Origin of the sequence: Arthrobacter sp. UYCu712 (assembly GCF_040547005.1) — a bacterium.
Taxonomy (GTDB): Bacteria; Actinomycetota; Actinomycetes; order Actinomycetales; family Micrococcaceae; genus Arthrobacter.
Genome location: NZ_JBEPOZ010000014.1, coordinates 77874 through 102975, shown reverse-complemented (window position 1 = coordinate 102975; position 25102 = coordinate 77874). Strand labels below are relative to the sequence as shown.

19 protein-coding genes, 1 rRNA gene and 1 pseudogene are annotated in these 25102 nt (G+C 67.8%); 14 read left to right on the top strand and 7 right to left on the bottom strand.

The features are described 5' to 3' along the window. The 4 genes from rrf to ABIB51_RS14590 all read left to right on the top strand — a co-directional run. Window positions 1-85, top strand: a 5S ribosomal RNA gene (rrf, locus tag ABIB51_RS14605); the annotation flags it as partial. 538 nt (window positions 86-623) lie between these two features. Then, window positions 624-911 carry an HU family DNA-binding protein gene (locus ABIB51_RS14600; protein ID WP_011776355.1) on the top strand — a complete coding sequence of 96 codons (288 nt, stop codon included), beginning with the start codon at window positions 624-626 and terminating at the stop codon, window positions 909-911. 162 nt (window positions 912-1073) lie between these two features. After that, complete coding sequence (locus ABIB51_RS14595) at window positions 1074-3239, top strand: bifunctional copper resistance protein CopD/cytochrome c oxidase assembly protein (protein WP_354189205.1); 2166 nt, start codon at window positions 1074-1076, stop codon at window positions 3237-3239. Beyond that, window positions 3236-5218 (top strand): NHL domain-containing thioredoxin family protein, encoded by a 1983-nt coding sequence (locus tag ABIB51_RS14590; RefSeq protein ID WP_354189203.1) that lies wholly within the window; start codon window positions 3236-3238, stop codon window positions 5216-5218. Before ABIB51_RS14595 ends, ABIB51_RS14590 begins: the two co-directional genes overlap by 4 nt. A 793-nt stretch (window positions 5219-6011) precedes the next feature. Here ABIB51_RS14590 and ABIB51_RS14585 read toward each other — a convergent pair. Continuing rightward, a complete protein-coding gene (locus tag ABIB51_RS14585) occupies window positions 6012-7004 on the bottom strand; it encodes a hypothetical protein (protein WP_354189202.1) in 993 nt (330 codons plus the stop codon). A 125-nt stretch (window positions 7005-7129) separates the two neighbouring features. Beyond that, entirely contained in the window at window positions 7130-8818 is a 1689-nt protein-coding gene (locus ABIB51_RS14580; RefSeq protein WP_354189200.1) for a helicase HerA-like domain-containing protein, read from the bottom strand. Between the two features lie 151 nt (window positions 8819-8969). Between ABIB51_RS14580 and ABIB51_RS14575 the strand changes: the two genes are divergently transcribed. From ABIB51_RS14575 to ABIB51_RS14535, 9 genes and pseudogenes are all read left to right on the top strand, one after another. Next, on the top strand, window positions 8970-9788 hold the full coding sequence (locus ABIB51_RS14575; protein ID WP_354189198.1) for a glycoside hydrolase family 25 domain-containing protein: 819 nt from the start codon (window positions 8970-8972) through the stop codon (window positions 9786-9788). Between the two features lie 158 nt (window positions 9789-9946). Then, window positions 9947-10936 (top strand): LLM class flavin-dependent oxidoreductase, encoded by a 990-nt coding sequence (locus ABIB51_RS14570; protein WP_354189196.1) that lies wholly within the window; start codon window positions 9947-9949, stop codon window positions 10934-10936. 197 nt (window positions 10937-11133) lie between these two features. Further along, on the top strand, window positions 11134-12462 hold the full coding sequence (locus ABIB51_RS14565) for a right-handed parallel beta-helix repeat-containing protein (RefSeq protein WP_354189194.1): 1329 nt from the start codon (window positions 11134-11136) through the stop codon (window positions 12460-12462). A gap of 109 nt (window positions 12463-12571) precedes the next feature. Beyond that, on the top strand, window positions 12572-13588 hold the full coding sequence (locus ABIB51_RS14560) for a LacI family DNA-binding transcriptional regulator (RefSeq protein ID WP_354189192.1): 1017 nt from the start codon (window positions 12572-12574) through the stop codon (window positions 13586-13588). 53 nt (window positions 13589-13641) lie between these two features. Continuing rightward, window positions 13642-14157, top strand: coding sequence for an extracellular solute-binding protein (locus ABIB51_RS14555; protein ID WP_354189190.1), 516 nt, complete (start codon window positions 13642-13644; stop codon window positions 14155-14157). A 57-nt stretch (window positions 14158-14214) separates the two neighbouring features. After that, window positions 14215-14358, top strand: coding sequence for a hypothetical protein (locus tag ABIB51_RS14550; RefSeq protein ID WP_354189188.1), 144 nt, complete (start codon window positions 14215-14217; stop codon window positions 14356-14358). Window positions 14359-14371: 13 nt separating this feature from the next. Next, window positions 14372-15209 (top strand): annotated as a pseudogene (locus ABIB51_RS14545) (carbohydrate ABC transporter permease); the annotation flags it as partial. Window positions 15210-15413: 204 nt separating this feature from the next. After that, window positions 15414-15674: a hypothetical protein gene (locus ABIB51_RS14540; protein WP_354189186.1), complete on the top strand. Its 261-nt coding sequence runs from the start codon at window positions 15414-15416 to the stop codon at window positions 15672-15674. 158 nt (window positions 15675-15832) lie between these two features. Beyond that, window positions 15833-18460, top strand: a complete 2628-nt coding sequence (locus ABIB51_RS14535; RefSeq protein WP_354189184.1) for a trehalase-like domain-containing protein — start codon at window positions 15833-15835, stop codon at window positions 18458-18460. Between the two features lie 75 nt (window positions 18461-18535). On the opposite strand, the gene ABIB51_RS14530 is transcribed toward ABIB51_RS14535, so the two are convergent. The 5 genes from ABIB51_RS14530 to ABIB51_RS14510 form a co-directional block, all read right to left on the bottom strand. Then, window positions 18536-19549 carry a GmrSD restriction endonuclease domain-containing protein gene (locus ABIB51_RS14530; protein ID WP_354189182.1) on the bottom strand — a complete coding sequence of 338 codons (1014 nt, stop codon included), beginning with the start codon at window positions 19547-19549 and terminating at the stop codon, window positions 18536-18538. 80 nt (window positions 19550-19629) lie between these two features. After that, window positions 19630-20769, bottom strand: a complete 1140-nt coding sequence (locus ABIB51_RS14525) for an FAD-dependent oxidoreductase (RefSeq protein WP_354189180.1) — start codon at window positions 20767-20769, stop codon at window positions 19630-19632. Window positions 20770-20824: 55 nt separating this feature from the next. Continuing rightward, a complete protein-coding gene (locus ABIB51_RS14520; RefSeq protein WP_354189178.1) occupies window positions 20825-21751 on the bottom strand; it encodes an AEC family transporter in 927 nt (308 codons plus the stop codon). A gap of 154 nt (window positions 21752-21905) precedes the next feature. After that, complete coding sequence (panD, locus tag ABIB51_RS14515) at window positions 21906-22334, bottom strand: aspartate 1-decarboxylase (RefSeq protein WP_354189176.1); 429 nt, start codon at window positions 22332-22334, stop codon at window positions 21906-21908. A 57-nt stretch (window positions 22335-22391) separates the two neighbouring features. Then, window positions 22392-23315 (bottom strand): LysR family transcriptional regulator, encoded by a 924-nt coding sequence (locus tag ABIB51_RS14510; protein WP_354189214.1) that lies wholly within the window; start codon window positions 23313-23315, stop codon window positions 22392-22394. A gap of 139 nt (window positions 23316-23454) precedes the next feature. On the opposite strand from ABIB51_RS14510, the gene ABIB51_RS14505 reads away from it, so the two are divergent. Beyond that, window positions 23455-24918, top strand: coding sequence for an amino acid permease (locus ABIB51_RS14505; RefSeq protein ID WP_354189174.1), 1464 nt, complete (start codon window positions 23455-23457; stop codon window positions 24916-24918). The last annotated feature ends 184 nt before the right edge of the window (window positions 24919-25102 follow it).

Here is a 25102-nt window from a genome sequence, read left to right as displayed (position 1 = left end):
TCCCATTCCGAACCCGGAAGCTAAGACCCACAGCGCCGATGGTACTGCACCCGGGAGGGTGTGGGAGAGTAGGTCACCGCCGGAACATCATTAAACGGTCGAGAGCCTCCAGACACACAGTCTGGAGGCTCTCCCGCATTTAACCCGTAAACCACAAAACAGCCGGCCTTCCGCCGGGCCCATCAGGGCCGGAACCTGGGCAGGCAGCCGGGCCAGCGCCGGCCTTCCGCCGACGTCGACCGGAACCTGGGCACGCAGCCCTCCCTGCCCGGCGGATCCCCAGGCAGGTGCGGGGACCAGACTCTACAGACGCGGGCCCGGCAGCAGCCGTCGGACGACAGGAACCCCGCGCCGGCGACGGCGACGAGCGCGACGTCGGGCGCGACGTCCGGCGTGTCCGGTGACAACGTCTGACGGCGGGCTGGCGGCGGGCTGGCGGAGGCGTCCGCTGTCGGCGAAATATCACGCTGAAAGCGGACGATTCCCGTGATTTTCCCTGAAAAACGCCGAAAACACGCGGAATTTGCCACCTCGGCGGCGGCAAGCTGGTAAGTTTTCGAACAGTGGCTTGTGCGCATGCCGTGTGCAGGCTCCAGAAATCATGACCGTCCAGGAGGACATAAATGGCTAAGAACCGTAGTGAACTTGTTGCAGAGGTAGCAGGCAAGGCCGGCACCAGCCAGGCAGCCGTCAACTCCGTGCTGGATGCACTGTTCGAGGTTTTCGAGACCTCTGTCGCCGCGGGCGAAAAGATCACCATCCCGGGCTGGCTTGCAGTTGAGCGCACCGACCGTGCAGCTCGCACCGGCCGCAACCCGCAGACCGGCGAGACCATCCAGATTGCCGCTGGCCACAGCGTCAAGCTGACCGCCGGCTCCAAGCTGAAGGCTGCAGTCGCCAAGAAGAAGTAACTTCTTCGAAAGACTGAAAGGAGCGGCAACCTTCGGGTTGCCGCTCCTTTTGCGTTAAGCCCTGCACCTCCGGCGTGCGGGCGTCTCCGCGACCGCCCCGGCGGCCGGGAGGGTGCGCGGCGCCGATTCGGTGACCGGGCGGGCGTAGCGGACAATGGAGATGTGCCTTCTGCCGCAAATCCCCGTGCCACAGCAACAGCGCCGAGCCCTTCCGGGGGAGCGCCGCGCACTGACGGCCGCGCGGGCGGCATATCCCGCGCGTGGCAGTTCGCGGGCCTTGTGGCGCTCTTTGCGGGTCTGGCAGCGGCATTGCTGTTCTCCGGTGCGGCCGCCGCACGCCAGGTCTCTGACCCCGGCGCCCTGGTCCGCTGGGGACTCCCCGTCAGCAAGGCCATCCACAACGCCTCAATTGCCACCGTGATCGGCGGCCTGATCTTCGCGGTCGGCATCCTGCCCCGCAGCCTCGCGAGCTCGCGGTCCAAGGTCAAGGACGCCCCCGAGCACCCGGCATTTACCCGGGCGCTGGCCATCGCCGCCGTGGCCGGAGCCGTTTGGACAATTTCGGCGATCGCCGTGCTCGTGCTGAGCTACTCGGACGTCGCCGGCCAGGGCGTCTCCGGGGACCCGGAGTTCACCCGGTCCCTGGTCTACTTCATGACGGACATCGAGACCGGCCGCGCCTGGGTGGCAGTGGTCATCATTGCCGCCGTCGTCACCACGGCACTCTTCGGCGTGCGTTCCCGCGGCGACCTCGCCGCTACGCTGGTGCTCGCGCTCATTGGCCTGATGCCCTCGGCGTTGATCGGCCACTCCTCCAGTTCAGATGACCACGAGGGCGCCATCAACTCCCTCGGCCTGCACCTGGTGGGTGTCTCGGCCTGGGTGGGCGGCATCATCATGCTGGCCCTCCTGTCCGGCGTACTGGGCGGCGCCGTCGGGGCAGCAGCCAAGACCAGCGCCCGGCCGGACATCACCGAGCCGACGCTGCGCCGGTTCTCCGCCCTCGCCGGGTTCGCTTTCGTTCTGGTCTTCGCTTCCGGCATCGTCAACGCCACCATCCGTGTCACCAGCTGGGCCGACCTGTTCGGCTCCAGTTACGGGCAGCTCATCCTGGCGAAGTCCGCCGCGACGGCCGTCCTTGGCGGAATCGGCCTCATGCACCGCAGCTGGGTGATCCCGCAGCTGGGAAGCGCAGGAGGGGGCATGTCCGCCCGCCGGGTGCTCTGGCAGCTCGTCGCCGTGGAGCTGCTCATCATGGGGGCGACGTCGGGAATCGCGGTCGCGCTGGGCCGGTCGGCCCCGCCGCAACCCACCACCTTTGCCCCCGATGCTTCCCCGGCCTTCATCCTCTCGGGCTACGATCTTCCGCCGGAGCTCACACCGGGGCGCTGGCTGACCGAATGGCGGCTCGACTGGCTCTGGATCGCCGCCGCGCTCTTTGGCCTCGTGACGTACTTCCTCGGCGTCTGGAAGGTGATGCGGCGCGGCGACTCGTGGTCCTGGTTCCGGACCGTCAATTGGGTGGTGGGACTGGTGGTCCTGACCTACGTCACCTCCGGGCCGCCGTCGGTCTACGGCCGCGTGCTGTTCTCGGCGCACATGGTGGACCACATGGCGCTGACCATGGTGGCCCCCATCTTCCTCGTTCTCGGCGCCCCGGTGACACTGGCACTCCGGGCCCTCACTCCGCGCCGGGACAGCTCCCACGGGCCGCGCGAATGGCTGCTGATCTTCGTGCACTCGAAGTTCTCCCGGCTGGTGACCCACCCGCTGTTCGCAGCCGCCAACTTCGCCGGCTCGATCGTGCTGTTCTACTACTCCGATGCCTTCGGCTACGCCATGCGGGACCACGTGGGCCACGAGCTCATGAACCTGCACTTCGCCCTCACCGGCTACATCTTCGTGCTGACCATGATCGGCACCGATCCCCTGCCGCTGCGCGCGCCCTACCCCATGCGGCTGCTGCTCCTGCTCGCCACCATGGGCTTCCACGCCTTCTTCGGCGTCGCGATCATGGGTGGCACCGGGCTGCTCGCCGCGGACTATTTCGGCAACCTCGGCCGCACGTGGGGCCCCTCGGCGCTCCTGGACCAGCAGATGGGCGGCGCCGTCGCCTGGGGCATCGGCGAAGTGCCGACGCTGCTGGTGGCGATCGGCGTCGCCGTCCAGTGGTCCCGCTCCGATGCCCGGGAGTCCAAACGCACCGACCGGGCAGCCGACAGGAATAACGACGCCGATCTTACTGCTTACAACGATATGTTTGCCAAGCTGGCCGAGCGCGATGCCAAGCTGGCTGAACGCAACTCAAAGCTGGAAGGACGCTCATGACCGAAACCGTACGCACCCATCTCCGGGTCCGGGCCTCCGAACTGGTGGGCCGCAACTGGCTGAACACCGGCGGCAAGTCCCTGGACCTTGAATCCCTCCGTGGCAAGATCGTGATGCTGGATTTCTGGACCTTCTGCTGCATCAACTGCCTGCATGTCCTGGACGAGCTCCGCCCCCTCGAACAGGAATATTCCGATGTCCTGGTGACGGTCGGTGTGCACTCGCCCAAGTTCGAGCACGAGGCTGATCCGGTGGCCCTGGCCGCGGCCGTGGAACGTTACGAGATCCGCCACCCGGTCCTGGACGACCCCGAGCTGGACACGTGGAAGGCCTACACGGCCCGCGCCTGGCCGACCCTGGTGGTCATCGACCCCGAGGGTTACATCGTGGCCCACCTCTCCGGCGAAGGCCACGCGGACGGCCTTGCAGTGCTGATCCCCGAACTGATCGCCGAGCATGAGGCCAAGGGCACCCTGCACCGCGGCGACGGCCCCTATGTGGCGCCGGAGCCGACGTCGGGCACCCTGCGGTTCCCGGGCAAGGCCCTGTACCTCCCGGCCGGCCGCGGCGGCGCCGCCAGTGACACGGGCAGTGACGACTCCGCCGACGCCGGGTCGTGGCTTGTCACAGACACCGGCCACCACCGGCTCGTCAAGCTGTCCCCCGACTTCCAGACTGTCCTGGCGACCTACGGCTCGGGCGGGAAGGGACATGCCGACGGCGGCGCGGAGGCGGCTCGGTTCAACGAGCCCCAAGGCCTGGTCCTGCTGCCGGAGGACGCGGCCGCCAAGGCCGGCTACGACGTCGTGGTTGCCGACACCGTCAACCACCGGCTCCGTGGCCTCTCGCTCGCGGACGGTACCGTCCGCACCCTGGCCGGCAACGGCGTGCAGCGGCTGCTCGAGACGGGTCCGGCCCGGGTCGATGAGGAGGGCGCTGCCTTCGGCGCCCGGCTGGAAGCGGACCCGCTGCAGGTTTCGCTGAGCTCGCCGTGGGACGTTGTCTGGTCCGCCAAACTGAACGCGGTCGTGGTCGCGATGGCCGGCGTGCACCAGATCTTCAGCTTCGATCCGCTGACCGGGGCGGTGTCCATCATTGCCGGCAACGGCCTGGAGGGACTCCTTGACGGTCCCGCCGCCGAGGCGTGGTTCGCCCAGTCCTCCGGCCTCGCCGAAGACGCGGACGGGAACATCTGGGTGGCGGACTCGGAGACGTCGGCCCTGCGCAAACTCGTCATCGGCGAGGGCGGCAGCATCGCAGTCGAAACCGCCGTCGGCAAGGGGCTGTTCGACTTCGGCTTCCGCGACGGCAAGGCCGCCGACGCCCGGCTGCAGCACCCGCTGGGCGTCACCGTGCTGCCGGACGGATCGGTGGCGATCGCCGACACCTACAACGGGGCTGTCCGCCGCTATGACCCCTCCTCCGGCACGGTATCGACTCTGGCCCGTGGGCTGTCCGAGCCCTCCGACGTGATTGTGGACCACACGCATGCGGCCGGCGCCGAGCCGCTGCTGGTGGTGGTCGAGGCCAACAAGCACCAGCTGGTGTACGTGCCCATCCCGAAGGAAGCCCAGCAGGTGGATGAGGGCGCGGCGCAGACCCACCGCCCCAAGAGCCCGGTTGCCCCCGGGCCGCTGGAGCTGACCGTCCGCTTCACGGCGCCGACCGGCCAGAAGCTGGACGACCGCTGGGGCGATCCCACCCAGCTGAAGATCTCCTCGACCCCGCCGGAGCTGCTCGTGGCCGGCGGCGGCACCTCGGTGGGCCTGCTCCGCACGCTGGAACTGTCCTCCGACGTACCAGAAGGCGTGCTGCACATCACCGCGCGCGCCGCTGCCTGTGACGGTCCGGAGGATGCGGACGGTGAGATCCCCGACCACGCCGCCTGCCACCTGTACCAGCAGGACTGGGGCATCCCGGTGCTGCTGCAGGCCGACGGCGACACGGAACTGGTGCTGGACCTGCGCGGCATGGACTGACACCCGCCGCGCCGGCTGTTCAAAGGTTGCTGTCCGTGACCTCGCGTCACGGACAGCAGCCTTTTGGCTTCCCTCAGACCCTTTAGCCGCGGAATCCCGCCGCCCGCCGACGCCCAAGGCTTCAAAACGCCGCCAGGCGTGACACGAAATTATCCACATACGCCTGCCCGCCGGTGCCGGGACTCCTTGGCGGGGCGAATCATGTGCCCATGGATGTCTTCACGGCGTTGACCGGCTGCGGGGGAGCGGCGCGGCGGCCCGCGCTGGCCCGCTTGGGAATCGACGACGCCGCACTGCGTCGGGCGGTGAGAGCCGGCGTTGTGCAGCCGTGTCGCGGGCTGTATGCGCTTCCGACGGCGGAGCCTGGCTACGTTGCGCTGCTGCAGCGCAGGCAACTGCTCACCTGCGTCAGCGCCGCGGCTTTCTACCGGCTCTGGACCGGTCAGCCGGGGGTGTCCGTGCACGTCCATCACGGGCGGTGCGCGCCGAGCAGGAGAAGTAGGGCACGGAGGCTTACTGCTCGAGCCGCATCCACACCGGCCAGTCGCGGCCCTCGGCGATGTCCTCATTCACGCGTTGCGGTGCCTGCCGTTCCGGGAGTCCCTGGTCCTGGCCGTGCTTGAGCTCCTGAACAAAGGCCGCTGGCTGTCACGGTAGGCAGGTTTTCGGACGTCGACGGCGAAGAGTTCCGCGGATTGGTGGGCTTCGACGGGGCCGCTGGAGCCAGGAGTCTGCGCGGAGTGACGCTCCGCCTGAGCCTGGCCCAGCGCCGAGGGCGGGCAGGCCGGCTCGTTCAGTAGCTCAGGAGCGGGGTGAGCTTCACCGTGTCGGCCTCGATGTCCAGGCGCGTGGTGAAGCTGAAATCGTGGACGGCGTCGATCTCCGTGACGGCCCCGGTGAACAGGTCCTGCTGGCGCGCCTTGATCCGGGCCTTGCCGTCCAGCGGCGCCACCACCCAGCGACCGCCAAACGGCTCAACCTTGACGACGGGGTAGTCGGTGATGCTCCAGTCGATGGTCCCATCGAAGACGCGGTTGTTGGTGGCATGGTAGAACGGGCAGTCGGGCTGCAGCTGCTGCTTCTTGTCGGCCTCGTCGGCGCAGCCGTCCAGGAACTCCTTGACCTTGCCGCCCACGGCGTCCTTCAACGCGTCGGTGGCCTGGGTCATCAGGTTCAGCGGAGCGGCTGGAACATTACGGGCGGACAGGGTGGCCCGGGTGGACGGGGCCGAGAAATATTCACCATTGAGGGAGGCCTCGTACTCGCCGGGATAAAAAACGGCGAAGGCGTTCCGGCCATTGGGCATGTTCACCGGCACACCGTTGAGCGTGGCCTCATTGGCGTTGACCACCGTAACGTCCAGGACGGGAAGGGCCGACGGGACGAAGGACCACTTGTGGAAGAACAGCCACTCGGTGCCGGACCGTTCGAGCAGGAATTCGGTCCGCAGCTCGCTGCCGTTGACGGTGTAGTCGACGGGCACCATGACCTGTTTTCCGCCGCGTTCCTCGGCCGTGCCAACCTTCACGTCGCCGATCCGTGCCGCCGCAGTCTGCAGCGCGGAGCCGTCCAGCATGGCGGCGTTGCTTTGGGGCACCGAGGCGCGCAGGAGGCCGAGCGCTTTTTCGCCTTCGCCGTTCTTCAAAGCGTCAAGGTACTCACGGACGGGTTGCTGCGGGCTCGCGATGGAGTTATTGATGACGTTGACCGCCACGATGGATCCGGCCACGGCGAACATCAGGCCCATCAGCCATCCGGCTGCGATCCTGACCAAAGCCTGACTCATTTGCACGTACCATACGATACCTGCACCCCACGGGAATGCTCTTGTCACAGTCGTCCCGTGTGACGTGCAGCACCGGCTGCCGTGCCGGCGCCGCCGGGGCGCAGGCGGTCAGGCGTGCCGGCCGCCTAGCGGCGGCGGCGCTTGGGTGCCGTGCCGAAGACGCCCCGGAGCAGTTCGCGGCCCAGCTGGGTTCCGAGTGAGCGGGCCATGCTCTTGAGGCCGCCGCCCAGCGCTCCGGCGAGATCTCCGGCGATGCCTCCTCCGGTTTCCTGCGGCGCCTGGCGCTCGGGTGTCCGCGCCCTGTCCGGCGCCGGTGCGGGCCGGCTGCTCGGGCGGCCCAGGATCTCTTCCTCGATCCGCCGGGCCTCGGCATCGACGTCGGAAGTGCCACGGGTACTGCCGGACGTGCCTGCTCCGCCGCCAGGACCGGCCGGTGCCGCCGGGTCGGCTTCGGCCGCAGCGGCGCGGCCGCTGATCTTCTCAAAGGCGGAGACGTTGTCCACCGCGGTGCCGTACTTGGGGAGCAGGGCCGAACCGGTCACGGTGCTTGCGATCAGGGCGTCAATGCTCGTGCCCATGACGGACTCCGGCGCGCGGAGCCGGGTCAGCGCCACGGGGGTCGGGGCGCCCTTTTCATTCATGACAGTGATGACGGCCTCGCCGATACCTGCCGAAGTGAGCGTTTCTTCGAGGTCGTAGTCGCTCATAGGGAAGGTGGAGACGGTGGCCTTGAGGGCCTTCGCGTCCTCGGGCGTGTAAGCCCGCAGGGCATGCTGCACGCGGTTGGCGAGCTGTCCCAGGACTTCCGACGGGACGTCCTTCGGCGTCTGGGTGACGAAGAAAATCCCGACGCCCTTGGACCGGATCAGCCGCACGGTGGTGGTGATGGCGTCCAGGAACGCCTTTGAGGCGCCGTTGAACAGCAGGTGGGCCTCGTCCAAAAAGAACACGAGCTTGGGCTTGTCCAGATCGCCGGCCTCGGGCAGCTCCTCGAACAGATCGGCGAGCAGCCACATCAGGAAGGTGGAGAAGAGCATGGGCTTGGTCTGCAGCGTGGGCAGTTCCAGGCAGCTGACGACGCCGCGGCCGTCCGGGGCGGTGCGCATCAGCTCCGCGGTGTCGAACTCAGGCTCCCCGAAGAACCGCTCCATCCCCTGCGCCTCGAGGGTAATCAGTTCACGGAGGATGACTCCGGCGGTGGCCTTGGAGAGCCCGCCGAGTTCCTCAAGCTGGTCCTTGCCCTCGGCCGAGGTGAGGAACTGGATGACGGCCCGCAGGTCCTTCAGGTCGATCAGCTCGAGGTTGTTCTTGTCGGCGAAGTGGAAGACCAGCTGGAGGCTGGATTCCTGGGTGTCGTTAAGTTCCATGACACGGGAAAGCAGGATGGGGCCGAAAGACGTCACGGTGGCCCGGACCGGGATCCCGTGGCCGTCGCCGCCGAGGGCCAGGAATTCCACCGGGAATGCCTTGCCGGACCAGGCCTGGCCGATGCTCTCCGTGCGCGCCAGCAGCTTCTCTGAGCCGGTGCCGGCGGTGGCCAGCCCGGCGAGGTCACCCTTGATGTCCGCCAGGAACACCGGCACACCGGCCGTGGAGAGCTGTTCGGCCATCATGTGCAGCGTGACGGTCTTGCCCGTGCCCGTCGCGCCGGCCACGAGGCCGTGCCGGTTCATCATCGCGAGCGGCAGCCGGACGGGTGCCTCTTTGCGCAGTTCGCCGTCGACAATCGCGGCTCCCAGCTCAATCGTGGCGCCCTCGAAGGTGTACCCCTTCTGGATGGTGGCGATCTTATCTGCGGTGGACTTGGTGGCCATGCCGATAGCTTAGCCGGGTCCGGCTGCCCCGGGCCCGGCTTTGCCCGGCACTATTTCGCGACGTCCGTCCGGGACGGTGGGATCTCAACCGGTCATGCCCGGCGCGGCGGGTTCCCAGGTGCGGCGGCGGACCCCTGCAGTACCCTTGGGCATGCCCACCCCGCTGTTGAAAAGGCTTTCGACCCTGGCCGTCACCGTTGGCCTTGTCCTGCTCGGGGCGGGACCGGCGCTCGCTGACCCGGCGCTCGCTGACCCGGCCCCTGTGACTGGGCCGCTGGGCATCGACGTGTCCTGGCCGCAGTGTGGCAAGACCTTGCCCGAGCAGCCCGCCTTCGCTGTCGTGGGGGTCAACAACGGCCTCGCCAACACCACGAACCCCTGCCTGGCCACGCAACTGGCCTGGGCCAGATCGGCACCGTCCCCGGCAGCGACGCCGCAGCCGCGGGTGGCGCTCTACGTCAACACCGCCAACCCCGGGCTGAAGGGCTTCTGGTGGCCCACGTCGAACACCTACAACGGAACGCGCGTGGCCAACCCCTACGGGAACTGTGCCCTGCGGATCTTCAGGGCCTGCGCCTACATATACGGCTACGCGAAAGCCCATGACGACGCCAGGATCCGCGGCATCGACAACCCGGCGTCGTACCTCTGGTGGCTCGATGTGGAAACGGAAAACACCTGGCAGAGCGACAAGAAGGCCAACGTTGCCGTTCTTGAAGGGATGGCCGTCTATTTCAAGGGCATTGGCGCCCGCGTGGGCATCTACTCCACCGGCTACCAGTGGCGGAAGGTCGCCGGTTCCGTCCCGTCCGCCAGCCCGCTGGCAGGCCTGCCCAGCTGGCTGGCGGGGGCCTCGTCCCTGACAGGCGCGAAGGAGGACTGCTCCCTCCCCGGGCTCACGCCCCGCAGCCGCGTGGCCCTCACCCAGTACGTCTCCGGGGGACTCGACTACAACTTCTCCTGCCGCTGACCCGGGGCTGGCCCACCGCTGACCCGCCGGCCCGCAGTGCCGGACGGCACGTTCCCGGGCGGAAATAACCCGGGGTCCGCCGTCGTTGTTCGAGGTGTGCGTGTGCCGGCAACCGGCGCCGCCAGACGACGCTCCGCTACGAAAGGCCGGCTTGTCCCGTGACTGTTCCGCTTTCCATTCTTGACCTGGCAACCATCGGCAAGGACCAGACGGCGGCAGAGAGTTTCGCGGGGAGTGTGGCCATGGCGCAGCTCGCCGAGAAGCTGGGCTACCGGCGCGTCTGGTACGCCGAGCACCACAACATGTCCGCCATCGCCTCCTCGGCCACCAGCGTGCTCATTGCCCACATCGCCGCCCACACCAAGAGCATCCAGCTCGGCGCCGGCGGCGTGATGCTGCCCAATCACTCGCCGCTGACCATCGCCGAGCAGTTCGGCACGTTGGCGACGCTGCATCCGGGACGGATCGATCTTGGCCTGGGCCGGGCGCCCGGCAGCGACCAGAACACGCTGCGTGCCCTGCGCCGCGATCCGATGTCCTCGGACAGCTTCCCGCAGGACGTGCTCGAACTCCAGGGTTACCTGAGCGGCCCCACCCGAATCCCCGGCGTGGAGGCAACGCCCGGAAAGGGCACCAACGTACCGCTGTACATCCTGGGCTCCTCCCTGTTCGGCGCCCGGCTGGCTGCCCAGTTGGGCCTGCCGTATGCGTTCGCGTCGCACTTCGCCCCCAACGCCCTGCGGGACGCGGTTGCCGTCTACCGCCGGGAGTTCAAGCCCTCCGCGCAGCTCGATGCCCCGTACGTGATCGCCGGCGTCAACGTGGTTGCGGCGGACTCGGCTGCCGAGGCCCAGTCCACTTTCCGGGAAACCCTGCGCGCCCGCGTCTCGCTGTTTTTCGGCAACGGCCGGGTATTCACCGACGACGAGGCGGACATGATCCTGGACTCGCCGCAAGGCCAGCACGTGGGCCAGATGATGAAGTACTCCGCCATCGGCACCCCGGACACCGTGCTGGAGTACCTGAACGAGTTCACCGCCCATGCCGACGCTGACGAGCTGATTGTTGCACACCAGAACACCGGGGTCGAGGGACGGCTGCGCTCCGTCGAGTTGCTGGCAGAGGTCGCCGGGCTCGTCCGCGTCTAGCGGGCGCGGATCCGTTCGGCCTGCAGGCCCCGCCGGCCGGCGGCGCCTGCAGGCCGGCGGGCGGAGCAGCCCTGTGCAGCAGGCCGGACGTGCCGTTGACTTCCCCGGGACCCGCCCCTACGGTTAAGGCCCTCAGGGTGTCGGCTTGGTCTGCCAGCAGGCGTAAGCACCCGCAATGACACGCTCAAACTGCAGGTATGCGTATGAAGATCAAGGCCACAGCGGCCGCGACACTGATGATCCTCCTGGTGCTGGCCGGACTGCTCCAGGGGGCGTCATCGCCGGCATCTGCCGCCGGCACGGCCTACTACGTCAGCGACGTCGGGGACGACGGCAACGACGGGATCTCGCCTGCGTCCGCGTGGAAATCCCTGGGGAAGGTCAACGGCACCGTTCTGGAGCCCGGAGATTCCGTCAGCTTCCGCAGGGGTGACACGTGGACCGGCGGCCTGATCGTCAACCAAAGCGGCACGCCCCGGTCAGCCATCACCATGGGAAGCTATGGCAGCGGTAACCCGCCATCGATCCTCTCCGGGGAATCGGGCAGTTGCGTCCGGGTAAACGGCAGCTTCGTCACGGTCGACGGATTACGCGCCGAGGGGTGTGGATACGCGGGAATCAGCGTCTACGGCGACTACGGCGTCGTCAAGAATTCCACGGCCACCTACAACGCGGCAGGCATCAGGGTGGGCAACGGCTCTGATTTCGGCAAATATACGAATAACATCTTGACCGATAACAACATCATGAACGTCAATACTCCGGGCACAGGGTGCGGAACCCCCGACTCCGTCAATTGCACCGATGATTCCGGAGCGTTCGGTGCTCTCATCAACGGCGATGACAATGAATTTTCGGGCAACACTTTTACCGGCTCCACCGCGACCTCCTACGACTTCGGCCACGACGGAAGCGCCATTGAGATCTACAACGGCAATCGCAACAGAATCCACCACAACGTGGCCGTAGACAATAATGTCTTTTCCGAAATCGGCCGTTCCAACCGCACTGCAGACGGCAACACCTTCAGCTACAACCTGATCCGGGCGAGCTGCGGCGCCACCTGCGCCCAGACCACCGGCCTGATCGTCCGCGGCCCGGCTTCGTCGTTTGGGCCGACCAACGGCACCGTCTTTGAACACAACACGGTCTGGTTGGACGGGAGCGAGTCCCAGGCGGTCGTGTGCCATGCGTCGTGCCCACGGTCGACGGTCATCCGGGGAAACATCCTGGTGGCGGTCCGCAACTCGATCTGGATGGACGGAACCGGCTGGGCCGAAGGGCAAAATGTCCTCAACGGCCCGACCAACATTGTCCCCAGCAGCACGTCGACCACCGCGCCGGCCCAGTTCGTGGATGCGCCCGCTGACCTGCACCTTTCCGCGACGAGCCCCGCGATCGACCGGGCGGGCGACGGTTTCTCCGGCCTGGATCTGGGCGGACAAGCGGCGGCCCAGAACGGGGACTGCACGGGTACGGGTGCCGCCGATTCGGGTGCGTACGAGTACGACCCACCGGACTGCTAGCCGCCCGGAGGCCTTGACGGGAATCAACTGAACCGGTTTAGTAGTAGACATCACTTAACCGGTTCAGTGCTGGAAGCTGCCTCAGGACCACATCCGAAAGGAACGGCCCATGGCAGTCACCATCAGCGACGTCGCCCTCGCGGCCGGCGTCAGCAAGGGTGCCGTCTCCTACGCCCTCAACGGCCAGCCCGGGGTCAGTCCGGACACGCGTGACCGGATCCTCAAGGTGGCGAAAGACCTCGGCTGGAAGCCGAGCCTGCGGGCCAAAGGATTGTCCTCGGCGAAGGCCTACGCGCTGGGCCTCGTGGTTGCCCGGAACCCCTCCCTGCTGGGAACGGACCCGTTCTTCCCGGCCTTCATCGCCGGGATCGAGACCGCGCTCGCCGAACACGATTACACCCTGGTCCTGAGTATCGCCACCGCGCCGGGCGCCGAAGAGCGTTGCTACCGCAAGCTCGTGGACAACGGCCGGGTCGACGGCGTCATCCTCACCGACGTCCGCCGCAACGACTCCCGCATCCCGCTCCTGCTCGAACTCAAGGTCCCGGCCGTGACGCTGAACCGGCCCGACACCGGCTCCCCGTTCCCGGCCGTGTCCGTGGACGAGTCGGCCGGCATCGTCGCCGCGGTGGAGCATCTGGTGGCCCTCGGGCACCGCCGGATCGCCCATGTGGGCGGCGGGCAGGAGTACATCCACGGGCGCAGCCGCCGCATCGCGTGGGAGGAATCGCTGGCCGGGGCGGGCCTGATCTCAGACCTGTTCGCCGCCGCCGACTTCACCGCAGCGGGCGGAGTGGCCGCCACCGCCGACCTGCTCCGCCGGGCGGACCGGCCCACGGCCATCGTGTACGCGAACGACCTCATGGCCACCGCCGGACAGTCCTACGCGCAGTCGCTGGGGCTCAGCGTCCCCGGCGACCTCTCCATCACCGGGTACGACAACGCCGAATTCACCCAGTACCTCAATCCGCCGCTCACCACCCTCGCCACGGACCCCATGCTTTGGGGTCGCGTCTCTGCCCGCGTCCTGCTGAACCAGCTCGCCGGCACGCACGACGGCGAGGACACCACCCTCCCGGCACCCCGGCTGGTGGTCAGGGCATCCACCGGCCCGGCCCCCGCCTGAGCCCTGCGCCCGGTAAGGCGCCCGGCGCCGGCTGGAATGAGCCTTTCACCCTGGTGAAGTCCGACGCCGCGGCCAACGCGGTCTGGCCGTCCCCTGCCAGTGACTTCTTCCAGTCCTGGTTCGACTTCTACCCCTTCTACGCCGCGAACTCCGGGGGCGCACCGCTGGTCAAGGATGGCAAGGCCACCTTCGACAGCGAAGAGGGCAAGCAGGTAGCCACCATGTTCGAAACCCTGTACAAGGAAAACCTGGCCTCGAAGGAGGTCTACCAGGGTGACTCGTTCGCCGAGGGCAAGGCCGCCATGCCGCTGGCCGGGCCGTGGGCCATCGCCGCCTACAAGGACAAGGTCAACTGGGGTGCCGTCCCGGTGCCGGGCGCGCAGGCCCAGACTGAAGGTTCCACCTTCTCTGACGCGAAGAATGTCGCAATGTACTCCGCCTGCGAGAACCAGGGCACGGCCCGGGAAGTCATGAAGTTCGCCACCAGCAAGGAACAGGACGGCAAGCTCCTGGCCGACACCGGCCAGATGCCGATGCGCACGGACCTCCCGGCCGTCTACGCGGACTAATTCGCCCAGAACCCGCTGTACACCCAGTTCGCGGAGCAGGCCGGCCGCACCGTCAAGGTGCCGAACGTCCCCAACTCGGTCGAGGTCTGGCAGACCTTCCGCACGGCGCACGCCAAGTCCGTGATCTTCGGCAATGAAAGCGTCGACGCCTCGTTCAAGGGCGCTGCCGAAAAGATCAACCAACTGGCAGCCCAGAAGTAGCGGGTGAATCTCCATGTCACTTCGCGCAGCTGACGGCGCCCCCGCCACGGGGGACCGTAGGCCAGGGGACCGGCGGACGGCGCCCAGGAAGCGTAAGAACTTCCTGGGCCGCCAGCCCTTGGGCCTGCTGTTCAGTGCCCCATATGTCATCTACGTCCTGGGCGTGTTGGCGTTTCGGCTACGCCGGCTACATTTCCTTCCACGACTACTTCTTCACCGCGCCGAAGGTCAAGGTTAACCGCCCGTTCGTGGGCCTGGAGAACTACGTCACCGTCATGACGGACCCCGCGGTGCAGCGTTCCTTCGCCAACATCGGGATCTTCCTGCTGATCAACGTCCCGCTGACCGTGGGCCTGTCCCTCGTCCTGGCCAACGCCCTGAACCGCGTGACGAAGCTCAAGACCTTCTTCCGGGTCAGCTATTACGTCCCGTACGTCACGGCGAGTGTCGCCGTCGTCGGCGTCTGGCTGTTCCTGTTCCAGCAGAACGGCCTGGTGAACTCGCTCCTCGGACCGCTGGCCCCGAACCCTTCGTGGCTCGTGAACTCCTGGCTCGCGATGCCCACCGTGGCGCTGTACGTGACCTGGAAACAGCTGGGGTTCTTCATCCTGCTGTACCTGGCGGCGCTGCAGAACATCCCCGACGAGCTGTACGAGTCCGCCTCGGCGGACGGCGGCAACAAGTGGGTGCAGTTCTGGAACATCACCGTTCCCGGAGTCCGCTCGGCCAGCGTGCTGGTGACCCTGCTGGCCACCATCACCGGCGCCAACCTGTTTACCGAACCGTATCTGCTCACCGGCGGCGGCGGTCCGGACGGTGCCTCCACCTCGCCGGTGTTCCTGATGTACCAGACTCAGCGATGAGCAGCCCGGCCAGATTTCCGAGGCCTATCCCCTCGGCGATGTTGGCTGCGACATCAACGTCGCAGTGTCAGATGACCTGATCCATTGGGACAAGCTCGGACTGGCCGTCCCCCACGAGATTTCGCGATATTGGACCAAAGGCGCCGTCATCCCGCGAAACTCCCGCGGCGAAGCCGTCAAGATCGGTGGGAGGTGGCCTGCGCAATCGTCAGCGAAGGCGAGCGGACCGAGCTGGTCCTGGACTTCTTCTATGCCGATGCCAAGGGCCAGTTCGCCGCGGCGCAGGCACTGTATGACATCAACCAGCCCTTCACGCAGAAAGCGGTCAACGAGGGCGGATCACTGGCGTGGGGAGGGCTGCTCAAATTCGGCGGAAGCTGGACGTTTGCCCAAGGCTGGGACGCCCCTTCGGGCTCCAGGGAAATGTACTTCTACCGCGCCGATCACAGCTAGCGCCCAAACGCTCGCTGTTTCAGGCCCGGCGCTTGCGGATTTTACATAGCTGCAACCGCCGGGACACCCGGCCGAAACTGGGCGGGAGGATACTGGAGTTATGTCCTTTCAAGGACGAATCTCGTGCAGGCATTGGGGATTATTTAAGGACTCCGCGCATGCCCACTCCCCTCAACCAGTCCTTGGCTGACTCCGCCCTCCTGACAAAGTCCCTCCCGCTGGGCCTGCTCCGCGCTTTCGTGCAGACCAACGCGGCCGACGACGGGCTGACGCCGCATTTGCTCGCGGACCTCAAGATCCTGGCCCGCACCCCCGGGCTGCTCGTGGCCTGCAACTACGGCGGAACCCTGTGCACGGCCGAAGGCATCTCGACCGAAACCTTGCCGCTGGGCAGCGCGGCGATCGCGCTGCGGGCGCTGGCCGCCCTCCCGAACACCCACGCCGCTGTCATCTCCGGGCGTTCCCTGCGGGATCTGGCGGCCGTCTCACGGCTCCCCGCGGAAGTGCACCTTGTTGGCTCGCACGGCGCGGAGTTCGACATGGGCTACGCCCACGGGCTGTCCCTCGCCACCGAATCAGTGCTGCAGCAGGTCAGCCAGGCGCTCGCCGAAACCGTGGGCGCCTACCGGGGCATCGCCATCGAACGGAAGCCGGTGGCCGTGTCGGTGCACACCCGCCCGGCCGCGCCCGACGTCGTCGCGCTGGCTGCCTTGAAGGCAGAGGAGATCGCCCGGGCGCACGGACTGACCTATATTGTGGACGGCTCGGTCCTGGACCTGTCCGTGGTGGAACCGTCCAAGGCCTCCGCGCTGGAGCACCTGCGCTCCATGCTGGGCGTCAGCGCCGCGCTCTATGCGGGCGACGCCGCCAGCGATGAACTTGCCATCGCGACCCTCCGCGGTCCGGACATGGGCCTGCGGGTGGGGGAAGGCCCGACGGCGGCCGCGCACCGGCTGCGGGACCCGGAATCGTTCGCCCGGGTGCTGGCCATCCTGTTTGAACTGCGGCGGGCCTGGCTGTTCGGGGAGGACGCCGTCGGCCTGGAAAAGCATTCCCTGATCGGCAACGGCTCGTCCACCGCGCTCGTCACCCCGGATGCCAAGATCTGCTGGATGAGCCACCCGCTGCCCCATTCGGGGTCGCTCTTCGCCCATCTCCTGGGCGGGGACGCGGCCGGGCATTTCTCGGTGGAGCCGGTGAAGGCCTCGCAGGTCCTGGGGCAGCGCTATGTGGACAGCACCATGATCGTGGAAACCCGCTGGGCAGACGTCACCGTCACGGACTACCTGGAGCCGGCCCCCGAGGGCATCACGAGCCTGGTCCGGGTGCTCTCCGGAACCGGTGCGGCGAGGATTGTTTTCGCGCCCCGGCCGGACTATGCGAACGCGCCTTTCAGCATGGAGGCCCGCGGTTCGGAAGTGCACGTCGTGGGCACCTCCGAACCGATCGTCCTGCTGGCGCCGGGCGTCAATTTCAGCATCACGTCCGACGGGCGCCATGCCACGGCCGCGGCCGACGTCGAACTCCGGGACGGACCCGTTGTGCTCAACCTGCGCTGCGGCGACACCGAACACCAGCGCGCCGCACCGCCGGACGAGAACTCGCGCCGCGCCGCCGTCGCACATCACTCGCGGCGCTGGGTGCAGGGGCTGCAATTGCCCGGCGTGAAGCCCTCGCTGGTGCGCCGCTCCGCGCTGGTGCTCCGCGCGCTGGTCCACGAACCGACCGGCGCCGTGCTGGCCGCTCCCACCACCTCGCTGCCGGAGGGGATCGGGGGCACCCGGAACTGGGACTACCGGTACTGCTGGCTGCGGGACGGGTCCATGACGGTCAACGCGCTGGTGGACCTCGGCTCGATGTCGGAGGCGGAAGGCTTCCTGGCCTGGCTGGGGCGGATCCTGGCCCACGCGCCGGGGCCGGAATGGCTGCATCCGCTGTACTCGGTGACCGGTGCGCCGCTGTCCACGGAAGCGATCATTGAGAGCCTGCCGGGCTACGCAGGGTCCCGCCCGGTCCGGATCGGCAACGCCGCGGACCATCAGGTGCAGCTGGACGTTTTCGGGCCGATCGCGGAAGTGATCGATGCGCTGGCGGTGCGGACCGGGGCCATGTCCGACCAGCACTGGGAACTGATGGTCCAGATGGCCTCGGCCGTGCTGGCCCGCTGGCATGAGGCGGACCACGGAATCTGGGAAGCCCGCCGGGCGCCGCGGCACCACGTCTACACGAAAGTGATGTGCTGGGTGACGCTGGACCGTGCCCTGCGGGCCGCCGCCCGGCACGGCCGGGCTCCGCTGCCCAGCTGGGAGCCGACCGCGGCCACCATCCGGGAGGAAGTGCTGCGAGAGGGCTGGGACGGGAGCGCGGAGTCCTACACCGTGGCCTATGACAGCCCCGACCTGGACGCCGCCGTGCTGCACATCGGCCTGTCCGGCCTTCTCGACGTCAGCGACCAGCGTTTCCTGGACACGGTCACCGCTGTGGAACGGGAACTGCGGGTGGGCCCCACGGTATTCCGGTACCGGTACGACGACGGACTGCCGGGCCTGGAGGGCGGCTTCCACATCTGCACCGCCTGGCTGATCGAGGCCTACGTGGCGGTGGGGCGGATCGACGAGGCCTGGGACCTTTTCGACCAGCTCGTGAACCTGTTCGGCCCGACCGGCCTGCTGCCGGAGGAATACGATCCCGGTACCGAAACACACCTCGGCAACCACCCCCAGGCCTACTCGCACCTCGGCTTCATCCGCTGCGCCCGGCTGCTGGACGGGCTGCCGAAGAACTAGGCCCCACGGGCGCGGGGCGGCGGCGCCGGGGCGGCGGAGCAACCCGCGGAGGCGGCGCTCCGCGGACGGTGGGCGTTACTCGCAGGCGACGCCGTCGCCGTCGCCGTCAAGCTTGCTGCTGTAGCCGGGCTGGCCCAGCCGGATGGGGGCGGCGCCGGCCGCGCGGACCGCGGCACAGTTCGCGAAGTAGGCGGCTGGCGGAGCCGCTTCGGCCGCCGGCGTTTCCGCGGCCTGCGTTTCCGCGGGAGCCGGGGCCTGCTGGTCCGTGAGGGCCGGGGCGCCCGGGCAGTCGGCCAGGACGCGGGCCATCGCATCATGCTCCGCCTGGGTCACCCACAGCCCGTAGCTGGACTTGACCGAGATCTGGCGGGCCACGTAGGCGCAGCGGAAGGACTTGTTCGGCGGCAGCCAGGTGGCGGCGTCGCCGTCGCTCTTTTGCTGGTTGGCGGGGCCGTCCACCGCCAACAGGTTCAGGGGATCGTTGGCGAAGGAGAGACGCTGTTCCCCGCTGAGCTGCTGCGCGCCCTTCTGCCAGGCATCGCTGAGCGCGACGACGTGGTCGATCTGCACTGCGCTGCTGGTGCTGTTGCCGCGGAGGAAGTTGATGAGGGTCGACGTGTAGGGGTCGTTCAGGATGCCGGACAGGACGACGCAGTCCCGCGTGCCGGGCTTGAGGGCCAGGGCGGACAGATCACGGCGGAGCACGTCGTTGCGCGTGTCACAGCCGTTGCGGTCGACGTCGGCCCAGGCCTGGCCGAACTGTTCGCGGTCGTACCCGGTCTTGGGTGCCCGGCCCTTGACCGGGATCGTGGCCAGCACATCCAGGGCCTTGCCGGCGAAGGCAGGCTGCGGATTGGGGGCGCTTGATCCCTCGCCCGCAGCGGGGGCCGTGTCGGGGTCCAGCGGCGCATCCTCTGCCGTCGGGGCCGGTGCGGATGCGGCGCTCTCGACCGCTGTCGGGGCTGCAACCGGGGCCGCTCCGGGGCTGGCACAGGCCGTCGCGGAGACCAGCAGCAGCCCGGCCAAACCGGCTGCGATCCAGTCGACGGCGCCGGACCCGGCTGTGCCGCGTGTTCTGACCCTGTGCAAAATTCTTCCCCAATTCGTGCTGTTGCCCCGGTTGACCGCGGGGCGGCTTAAGACCGGTCCCAGCCTACCCGCGGTGCCGGTCAGCAGACTCCGGGGCGCGACGCCGAGAAGACTGCGGGCGCAGGGCCCTCCCCGGTGGCCAGATCGGCAAGGATCCGTCCGACGACCGGGGTGAATTTGAAACCGTGGCCGGAGAAGCCTGCCCCGATCACGAGGGGTCCGACCCGGTCGAGGATGAAGTGCTCGTCCACGGTGCTGGTGTACGTGCAGCTGATGGCGGTGAAGGACTCCGGGTCCACGCCGGGGAGCCAGCGCCGGGCGTAGTTCTGAAGCGCCGCCATCTGGGCCGGCTCCGGGCTGAACGACCTCCGGTCCGGATCCACCACCGGCCCCACGCCGTGCCACCCTGCCTTGATTCCCTCGCCGGGGGTCCGCATCCCGTAAATGGGCGAGTACCAGTCCGCGAACTCGCCGCCCCGGCCCGGCAGGTGGTTGAATCCGGGCCAGACCGCCCCCTCGTCCGCGACGGCAAAGTGCGCAGGCTGTTCCTGCGTGACCGTGAGCCTCGGGAGGTCCGTGAAGCCGCCGAGCAATTTCGAGGTCCAGCCGCCGGCGGTGACGATGGCCTGCCGCGCGGTCAGCACCTCGGTGCGGCCGCCGGCTTCGACGGTAAGCCGGACGCCGCCGTCGCCCGCGTCGCCGGCGTCTAGGCGCAGCACTTTGGTGTGGTGCCGGATGTCGGCACCCCGTTCGGAGGCGAGGCGTTGGAGGGCAGGCAGCGCGACGTCGGGGTTCAGCTGCCCGCCCTGCGGCATGTGGAGCGCCGGCTGGTCGAAGCGGATGCCCCGCCAGCGTTCGGCGGCCTCGCCGGCGGCCAGGTACTCGGCCCGGAGCCCGGCCGCGAGCAGCGCATCGTGTACAGCGCCCAGGCGCGGATCCGTGCCGTGGTTCACGACGCCGGTGCGTGCCAGCAGCGTCTCGCCGCTGTCGGCTTCCAGCTCATCCCACAGCGGGACGGCCTCGGCCAGCATCGCAACGTAGGCCGGGTCGGCGTATCCGAGGTTGAGGTTCCGGGTGGTGCCGTGGGATGCTCCGATCCGGTGTCCGGGGCCGAACTGTTCCAGCAACGTCACATCCCGCCCCCGGCCGGCCAGCGCCCAGGCAGCCGCCGAGCCCATGGCCCCGCCTCCGACGACTATGGTGTCCAGGTTGGTTTGCATGGGTCCTCCGAAGGTGTGGGGCGCAGTTGGTGTGGGGCGCGGCGCCGGGCGGGCGTCAGGCGAGGAGCAGTGCAACACCGATCATGGCCGGCACGGCCACGATCGTCGTGATCAGCACGGTGTCCTTGGCGACGGTGAGGCCGGTCCGGTAGCGGCTGGCGGCGACGAACACGTTCTGCGCCGTAGGCAGGGCCGAGGTGACCACAACGGCGAAGAGCGCCTGACCCTCCATGCCGAGGGCAAAGCGGGCGAACACGTAGGCCAGTAACGGGTGCACGATCAGTTTGAAGCCGCTGGCCAGCAAGGTGTCCAGTCGGCGGCCGGCCGAGGCCTGCAGCGGCCGGGAACCGTTCAGGCTCATGCCGAAGGCGATCAGCATGGCCGGGATTGCGGCGCCGCCGATCAGGTGGATCGGCTGCATCACCAGCTCGGGGACCTGCCATCCGGTCCCTGCCACGAGGAGGCCCAGCCCGGTACCCACGATCATCGGATTCCGCAGGATCATCAGCACGAACCCCAGCGGAGTGGTCCGGTGCGCGCTGGTGGTGGCGTCGAGGGCCATCAGGAACAACGGCGTGAAGAAGGCGAGCTGGAAGATGAGCAGCGGCGCGACGTAGCTGGCATCGCCCAGCACGAACACGGCAATGGGAATGCCGAGGTTGGCGGAGTTGGCGAGCGAGGCGCTCATGGCGGACATGAGGGACTCCGGCAGGGAGCGTTTGAGGAGCAACTTGACGATGCAGAAGAAAATCGCCGCCGTCGCGACTGCTCCGAATGCCGTCACCAGCAGCGGTGCGGCGAAGACGTCGTGCAGTTTGGCCTTGCTGAGCGTCTCGAACAGCAACGCGGGGCTGGCGACGAAGAATGTCAGCGCGCTAAGCACGGAGCGGGCGTTCTCGCCGAGGATACCGCGCCGCCCCACGAACATGCCCACCAGGATGATGCACCAGACCACGAAGAACCCGGCGAGTACCCCTAGCACGCGGCGGTCCGGTGCGGAGGGTGCGGGGAATAGGTGGTGGTCACCTTCCCAGAGTAATCAGCCTTATTCGCGCCCTGCGCCTGTTACGGCGCGAGTCCGTGAGCAAGTCCGCACCGGCGCCCGGATGGACGCCCGGCGCCGGGCGGTGGCTAGGTCAGTTCAGCGCGGCGTTGTTCAACGCATGCGGCGGCCGCACGAGCCCGGGCGTGTGGCCCTCGGCCGGATCATTGCCGATCTGGACGATCTTGTTGTCCTTGTCCACATGGACCACCTTGGGGGTGAAGGCCTTGGCCTCTTCCGTGGTCATCTGGGCATAGGTGATCAGGATGACGATGTCGTTCTCGTGCATCAGGTGGGCGGCGGCGCCGTTGATCCCGATCACCCCTGTTCCGCGCTCGCCGGCTATTGTGTAGGTCTCCAGCCTGGCGCCGTTGGTGACGTCGACAATCGCTACGAGCTCACCGGGGAGGATGTCGGCGGCCTCCAGCAGATCCAGGTCCACGGTGACGGAACCGACATAGTGGAGGTCCGCGTGCGTGACCGTGGCGCGGTGGATCTTGGATTTGAATAGTGTGCGATTCATAACGTGACCAGTCTAGCGCCGGGGCCCTTCTGGCGCTGTGAGCCAGCGAACACTTGCCTAGTCCGCCGCCGAGGCAACTGCGGGGGAGATGGACGCCGCGGTCTCGGCCAGGATCTCCCGGGCCGCCAGGATGGCGGGCCGCTTCGCGCTGGAGCGCCGCACGGACGTGAAGACCGTCCGGTGCGGATCGCCGGGGAGGTTGATCAGCTGGGCCGTCGTTCCCCGGCCGGTCCAGACGAGGTCCGGCATCAGCGCCACTGCGTTTCCGGACTCGATCAGCCGGATCTGCGCCTGCAGGTCGGCCGTCTCGAACCGGACGTCGGGTTCAAAGCCGGCGCTGCGGCACGCCTGTTCGGCCCAGTGCCGCGACGCCGCGCCACGCGGCTCCATGACCCAGGCCAGCTCCGCGGTGTCCGCGAGGGAGGTCACGGCGGGCCGGCCGGCCGACGGCGGCGGGACGGCGAGCCTGATCGCGTCGCTCGTCAGCCGGATGCGGTCCAATTCGGCGTAGCGGGGCGCGGCATGGCCTGGGTACTGCTCGGCGATGACCAGGTCGAAGTCCCGGGCCCACGTCTCGTGGAGGGCCGTTTCGGGTTCGCGTTGCGTCATTTCGATCCGGACCTCGGGGTAGCTGGACGACATCCGGGTCAGGGCGTCGGGCATAAGCGCCAGTGCCGCCGACTGGAAGACGGCGATCCGCACGGTCCCGGTCACTGTGGTGAGCGACGCCGCCAGGTCCGCCTCCGCCTGTTCGATCGTCTCCAGCAGCTGGGCCGTGTGCGCCACCAGAACCTCGGCCTGCGGCGTGAGCTGGACGCGGCGTCCTGTCTTCCGCAACAGCTCCACTCCGGCCTCTTTTTCCAGCAGCGCCAGCTGCTGCGAGACCGACGACGGGCTGTACTGGAGCGCCTCGGCGACCTCCGCCAGGGTGCCCCGGATTTTCAGTTCGCGCAGCAGGCGCAATCGCCGGACGTCGAGCATCACGATCCTTTGTGAATTCTAATGCTTATTGATTAGGAGAATTCACTTTATCTAACGGAACCACGCTTGCATACTGTTCTCACTGAGAAACCCCCATCACAGAGCGGAATGATGGGCCACATCGAAGCAGGAGTCCTTGATGAAGACCAAAGACATGAGCCAGTCGATCATGAGGCGCAAGCCCATCGACGACATTGAAGAAGAGAACAAACACAGCGGATTGTTCAAGAGCCTCGGGCTCTGGCAGCTGACGGCCATCGGCGTCGGCGGCATCATCGGCGTCGGCATCTTCTCGCTTGCCGGTCTGGTTGCCCACGGCAGCGAGACCGAACCCGGAGTCGGCCCGGCCGTGCTGATTTCCTTCCTGATCGCGGGCCTGGCCTCGGCCGCTGCCGCACTGTCCTACGCGGAATTCGCGGGCATGATCCCGCGGGCCGGCTCCGCCTACACCTATGGTTACGTGGCGCTCGGCGAAATCATCGGCTGGTTCATCGGCTGGGACCTCCTGCTCGAGTACATCGCCATTGTGGCGGTGGTGGCGATCGGCATTTCCGGCTACTTCGATGCGTTCCTTACGGGCATCGGCGTCCACATGCCCGCCTGGATGACGTCGACGCCGGATGAAGGCACCGGCGGCATCGTGAACATCCCTGCGATCGCGGTCTGCCTCCTCGTGACCTGGATCCTGTCGCGGGGCACCAAGGCCTTCGGCCGCTTCGAGCTCGTGGCCGTCGCGATCAAGGTCGTGCTGATCTTGTTCATCATCGGGCTCGGCATCTTCTACATCGACACGGGCAACTACAACCCGTTCATGCCCAGCGGCTTCGGGCCGGTAGTGGCGGGCGCGGCCACGGTGTTCTTCGCCGTGTTCGGTTACGACGCCATGAGCACCGCCGCCGAGGAAGCGACCGACGGCAAGAAGCACATGCCGAAGGCCATCATCCTCTCCCTCATCATCGCCATGATCCTGTACGTGGCCGCCACCCTGGTGCTCACCGGCATGCAGAACTACCAGGAGATCGACCCCAAGGCCGGGTTCGCCTCCGCCTTCAACAGCGTGGGCCTGCCGGTCATCGCCACCATCATCTCGGTCTTCGCCGTGCTGTCCATCCTGACCGTGATGCTCACCTTCCTGCTCGGCGTCACGCGCGTCTGGTTCTCGATGAGCCGCGACGGGCTGCTCCCCGGCTGGTTCGCCAAGACGGACCGCCACGGCACCCCGCAGCGTGTCACCTGGATCGCCGGGGTCGCGTCGGCCCTGCTGGCCGGCGTCTTCCCGATCAAGGCCGTCGCCGACCTGACCAACATCGGCATCCTGGCCGCGTTCGTCGTCGTCTGCTTCTCCGTGATCGTATTCCGCTACAAGAGGCCCGACGCCCCGCGGACCTTCCGGCTGCCGCTCATGCCGCTGGTTCCGGCCTTCGGCGTGCTGGCCTCGGGGTTCCTGATGCTCCAGCTGCACTGGGAGACCTGGCTGCGCTTCGGCGTCTGGCTGGTCATCGGCCTGATCATCTACTTCACCTACGGCCGCAAGCACTCCCTGATGAACCCGGACAGCCCCCGGCATGAAGAGATCGTGGAGATGCACCGCCATATCGACTGACCGTTCCCGCGGGAATCCGGCAGGCTCACCACCCCCGCCCCCGTTGCGCTATCACTCACGGTCCCCATTCCGGCTTTTGGGAACCACAATTGATAGCGCAACCGGCGGGTGGCGGACGGGCCTGCCTGACCTGTTTAGCCGCGACAATCCGCGGATTTTCCGAACGTTCGGGCGGCGTCCGAAT

Excerpts from the sequence above, each read along its gene's own strand:
- ABIB51_RS14565 (WP_354189194.1), top strand. The coding sequence starts at position 11,134 with ATGCGTATGAAGATCAAGGCCACAGCGGCCGCGACACTGATGATCCTC.
- ABIB51_RS14590 (WP_354189203.1), top strand. The coding sequence starts at position 3,236 with ATGACCGAAACCGTACGCACCCATCTCCGGGTCCGGGCCTCCGAACTG.
- ABIB51_RS14535 (WP_354189184.1), top strand. The coding sequence starts at position 15,833 with ATGCCCACTCCCCTCAACCAGTCCTTGGCTGACTCCGCCCTCCTGACA.
- ABIB51_RS14560 (WP_354189192.1), top strand. The coding sequence starts at position 12,572 with ATGGCAGTCACCATCAGCGACGTCGCCCTCGCGGCCGGCGTCAGCAAG.
- ABIB51_RS14510 (WP_354189214.1), bottom strand. The coding sequence starts at position 23,315 with ATGCTCGACGTCCGGCGATTGCGCCTGCTGCGCGAACTGAAAATCCGG.
- ABIB51_RS14525 (WP_354189180.1), bottom strand. The coding sequence starts at position 20,769 with ATGCAAACCAACCTGGACACCATAGTCGTCGGAGGCGGGGCCATGGGC.
- ABIB51_RS14505 (WP_354189174.1), top strand. The coding sequence starts at position 23,455 with ATGAAGACCAAAGACATGAGCCAGTCGATCATGAGGCGCAAGCCCATC.
- ABIB51_RS14575 (WP_354189198.1), top strand. The coding sequence starts at position 8,970 with ATGCCCACCCCGCTGTTGAAAAGGCTTTCGACCCTGGCCGTCACCGTT.
- ABIB51_RS14600 (WP_011776355.1), top strand. The coding sequence starts at position 624 with ATGGCTAAGAACCGTAGTGAACTTGTTGCAGAGGTAGCAGGCAAGGCC.
- ABIB51_RS14585 (WP_354189202.1), bottom strand. The coding sequence starts at position 7,004 with ATGAGTCAGGCTTTGGTCAGGATCGCAGCCGGATGGCTGATGGGCCTG.
- ABIB51_RS14580 (WP_354189200.1), bottom strand. The coding sequence starts at position 8,818 with ATGGCCACCAAGTCCACCGCAGATAAGATCGCCACCATCCAGAAGGGG.
- panD (WP_354189176.1), bottom strand. The coding sequence starts at position 22,334 with ATGAATCGCACACTATTCAAATCCAAGATCCACCGCGCCACGGTCACG.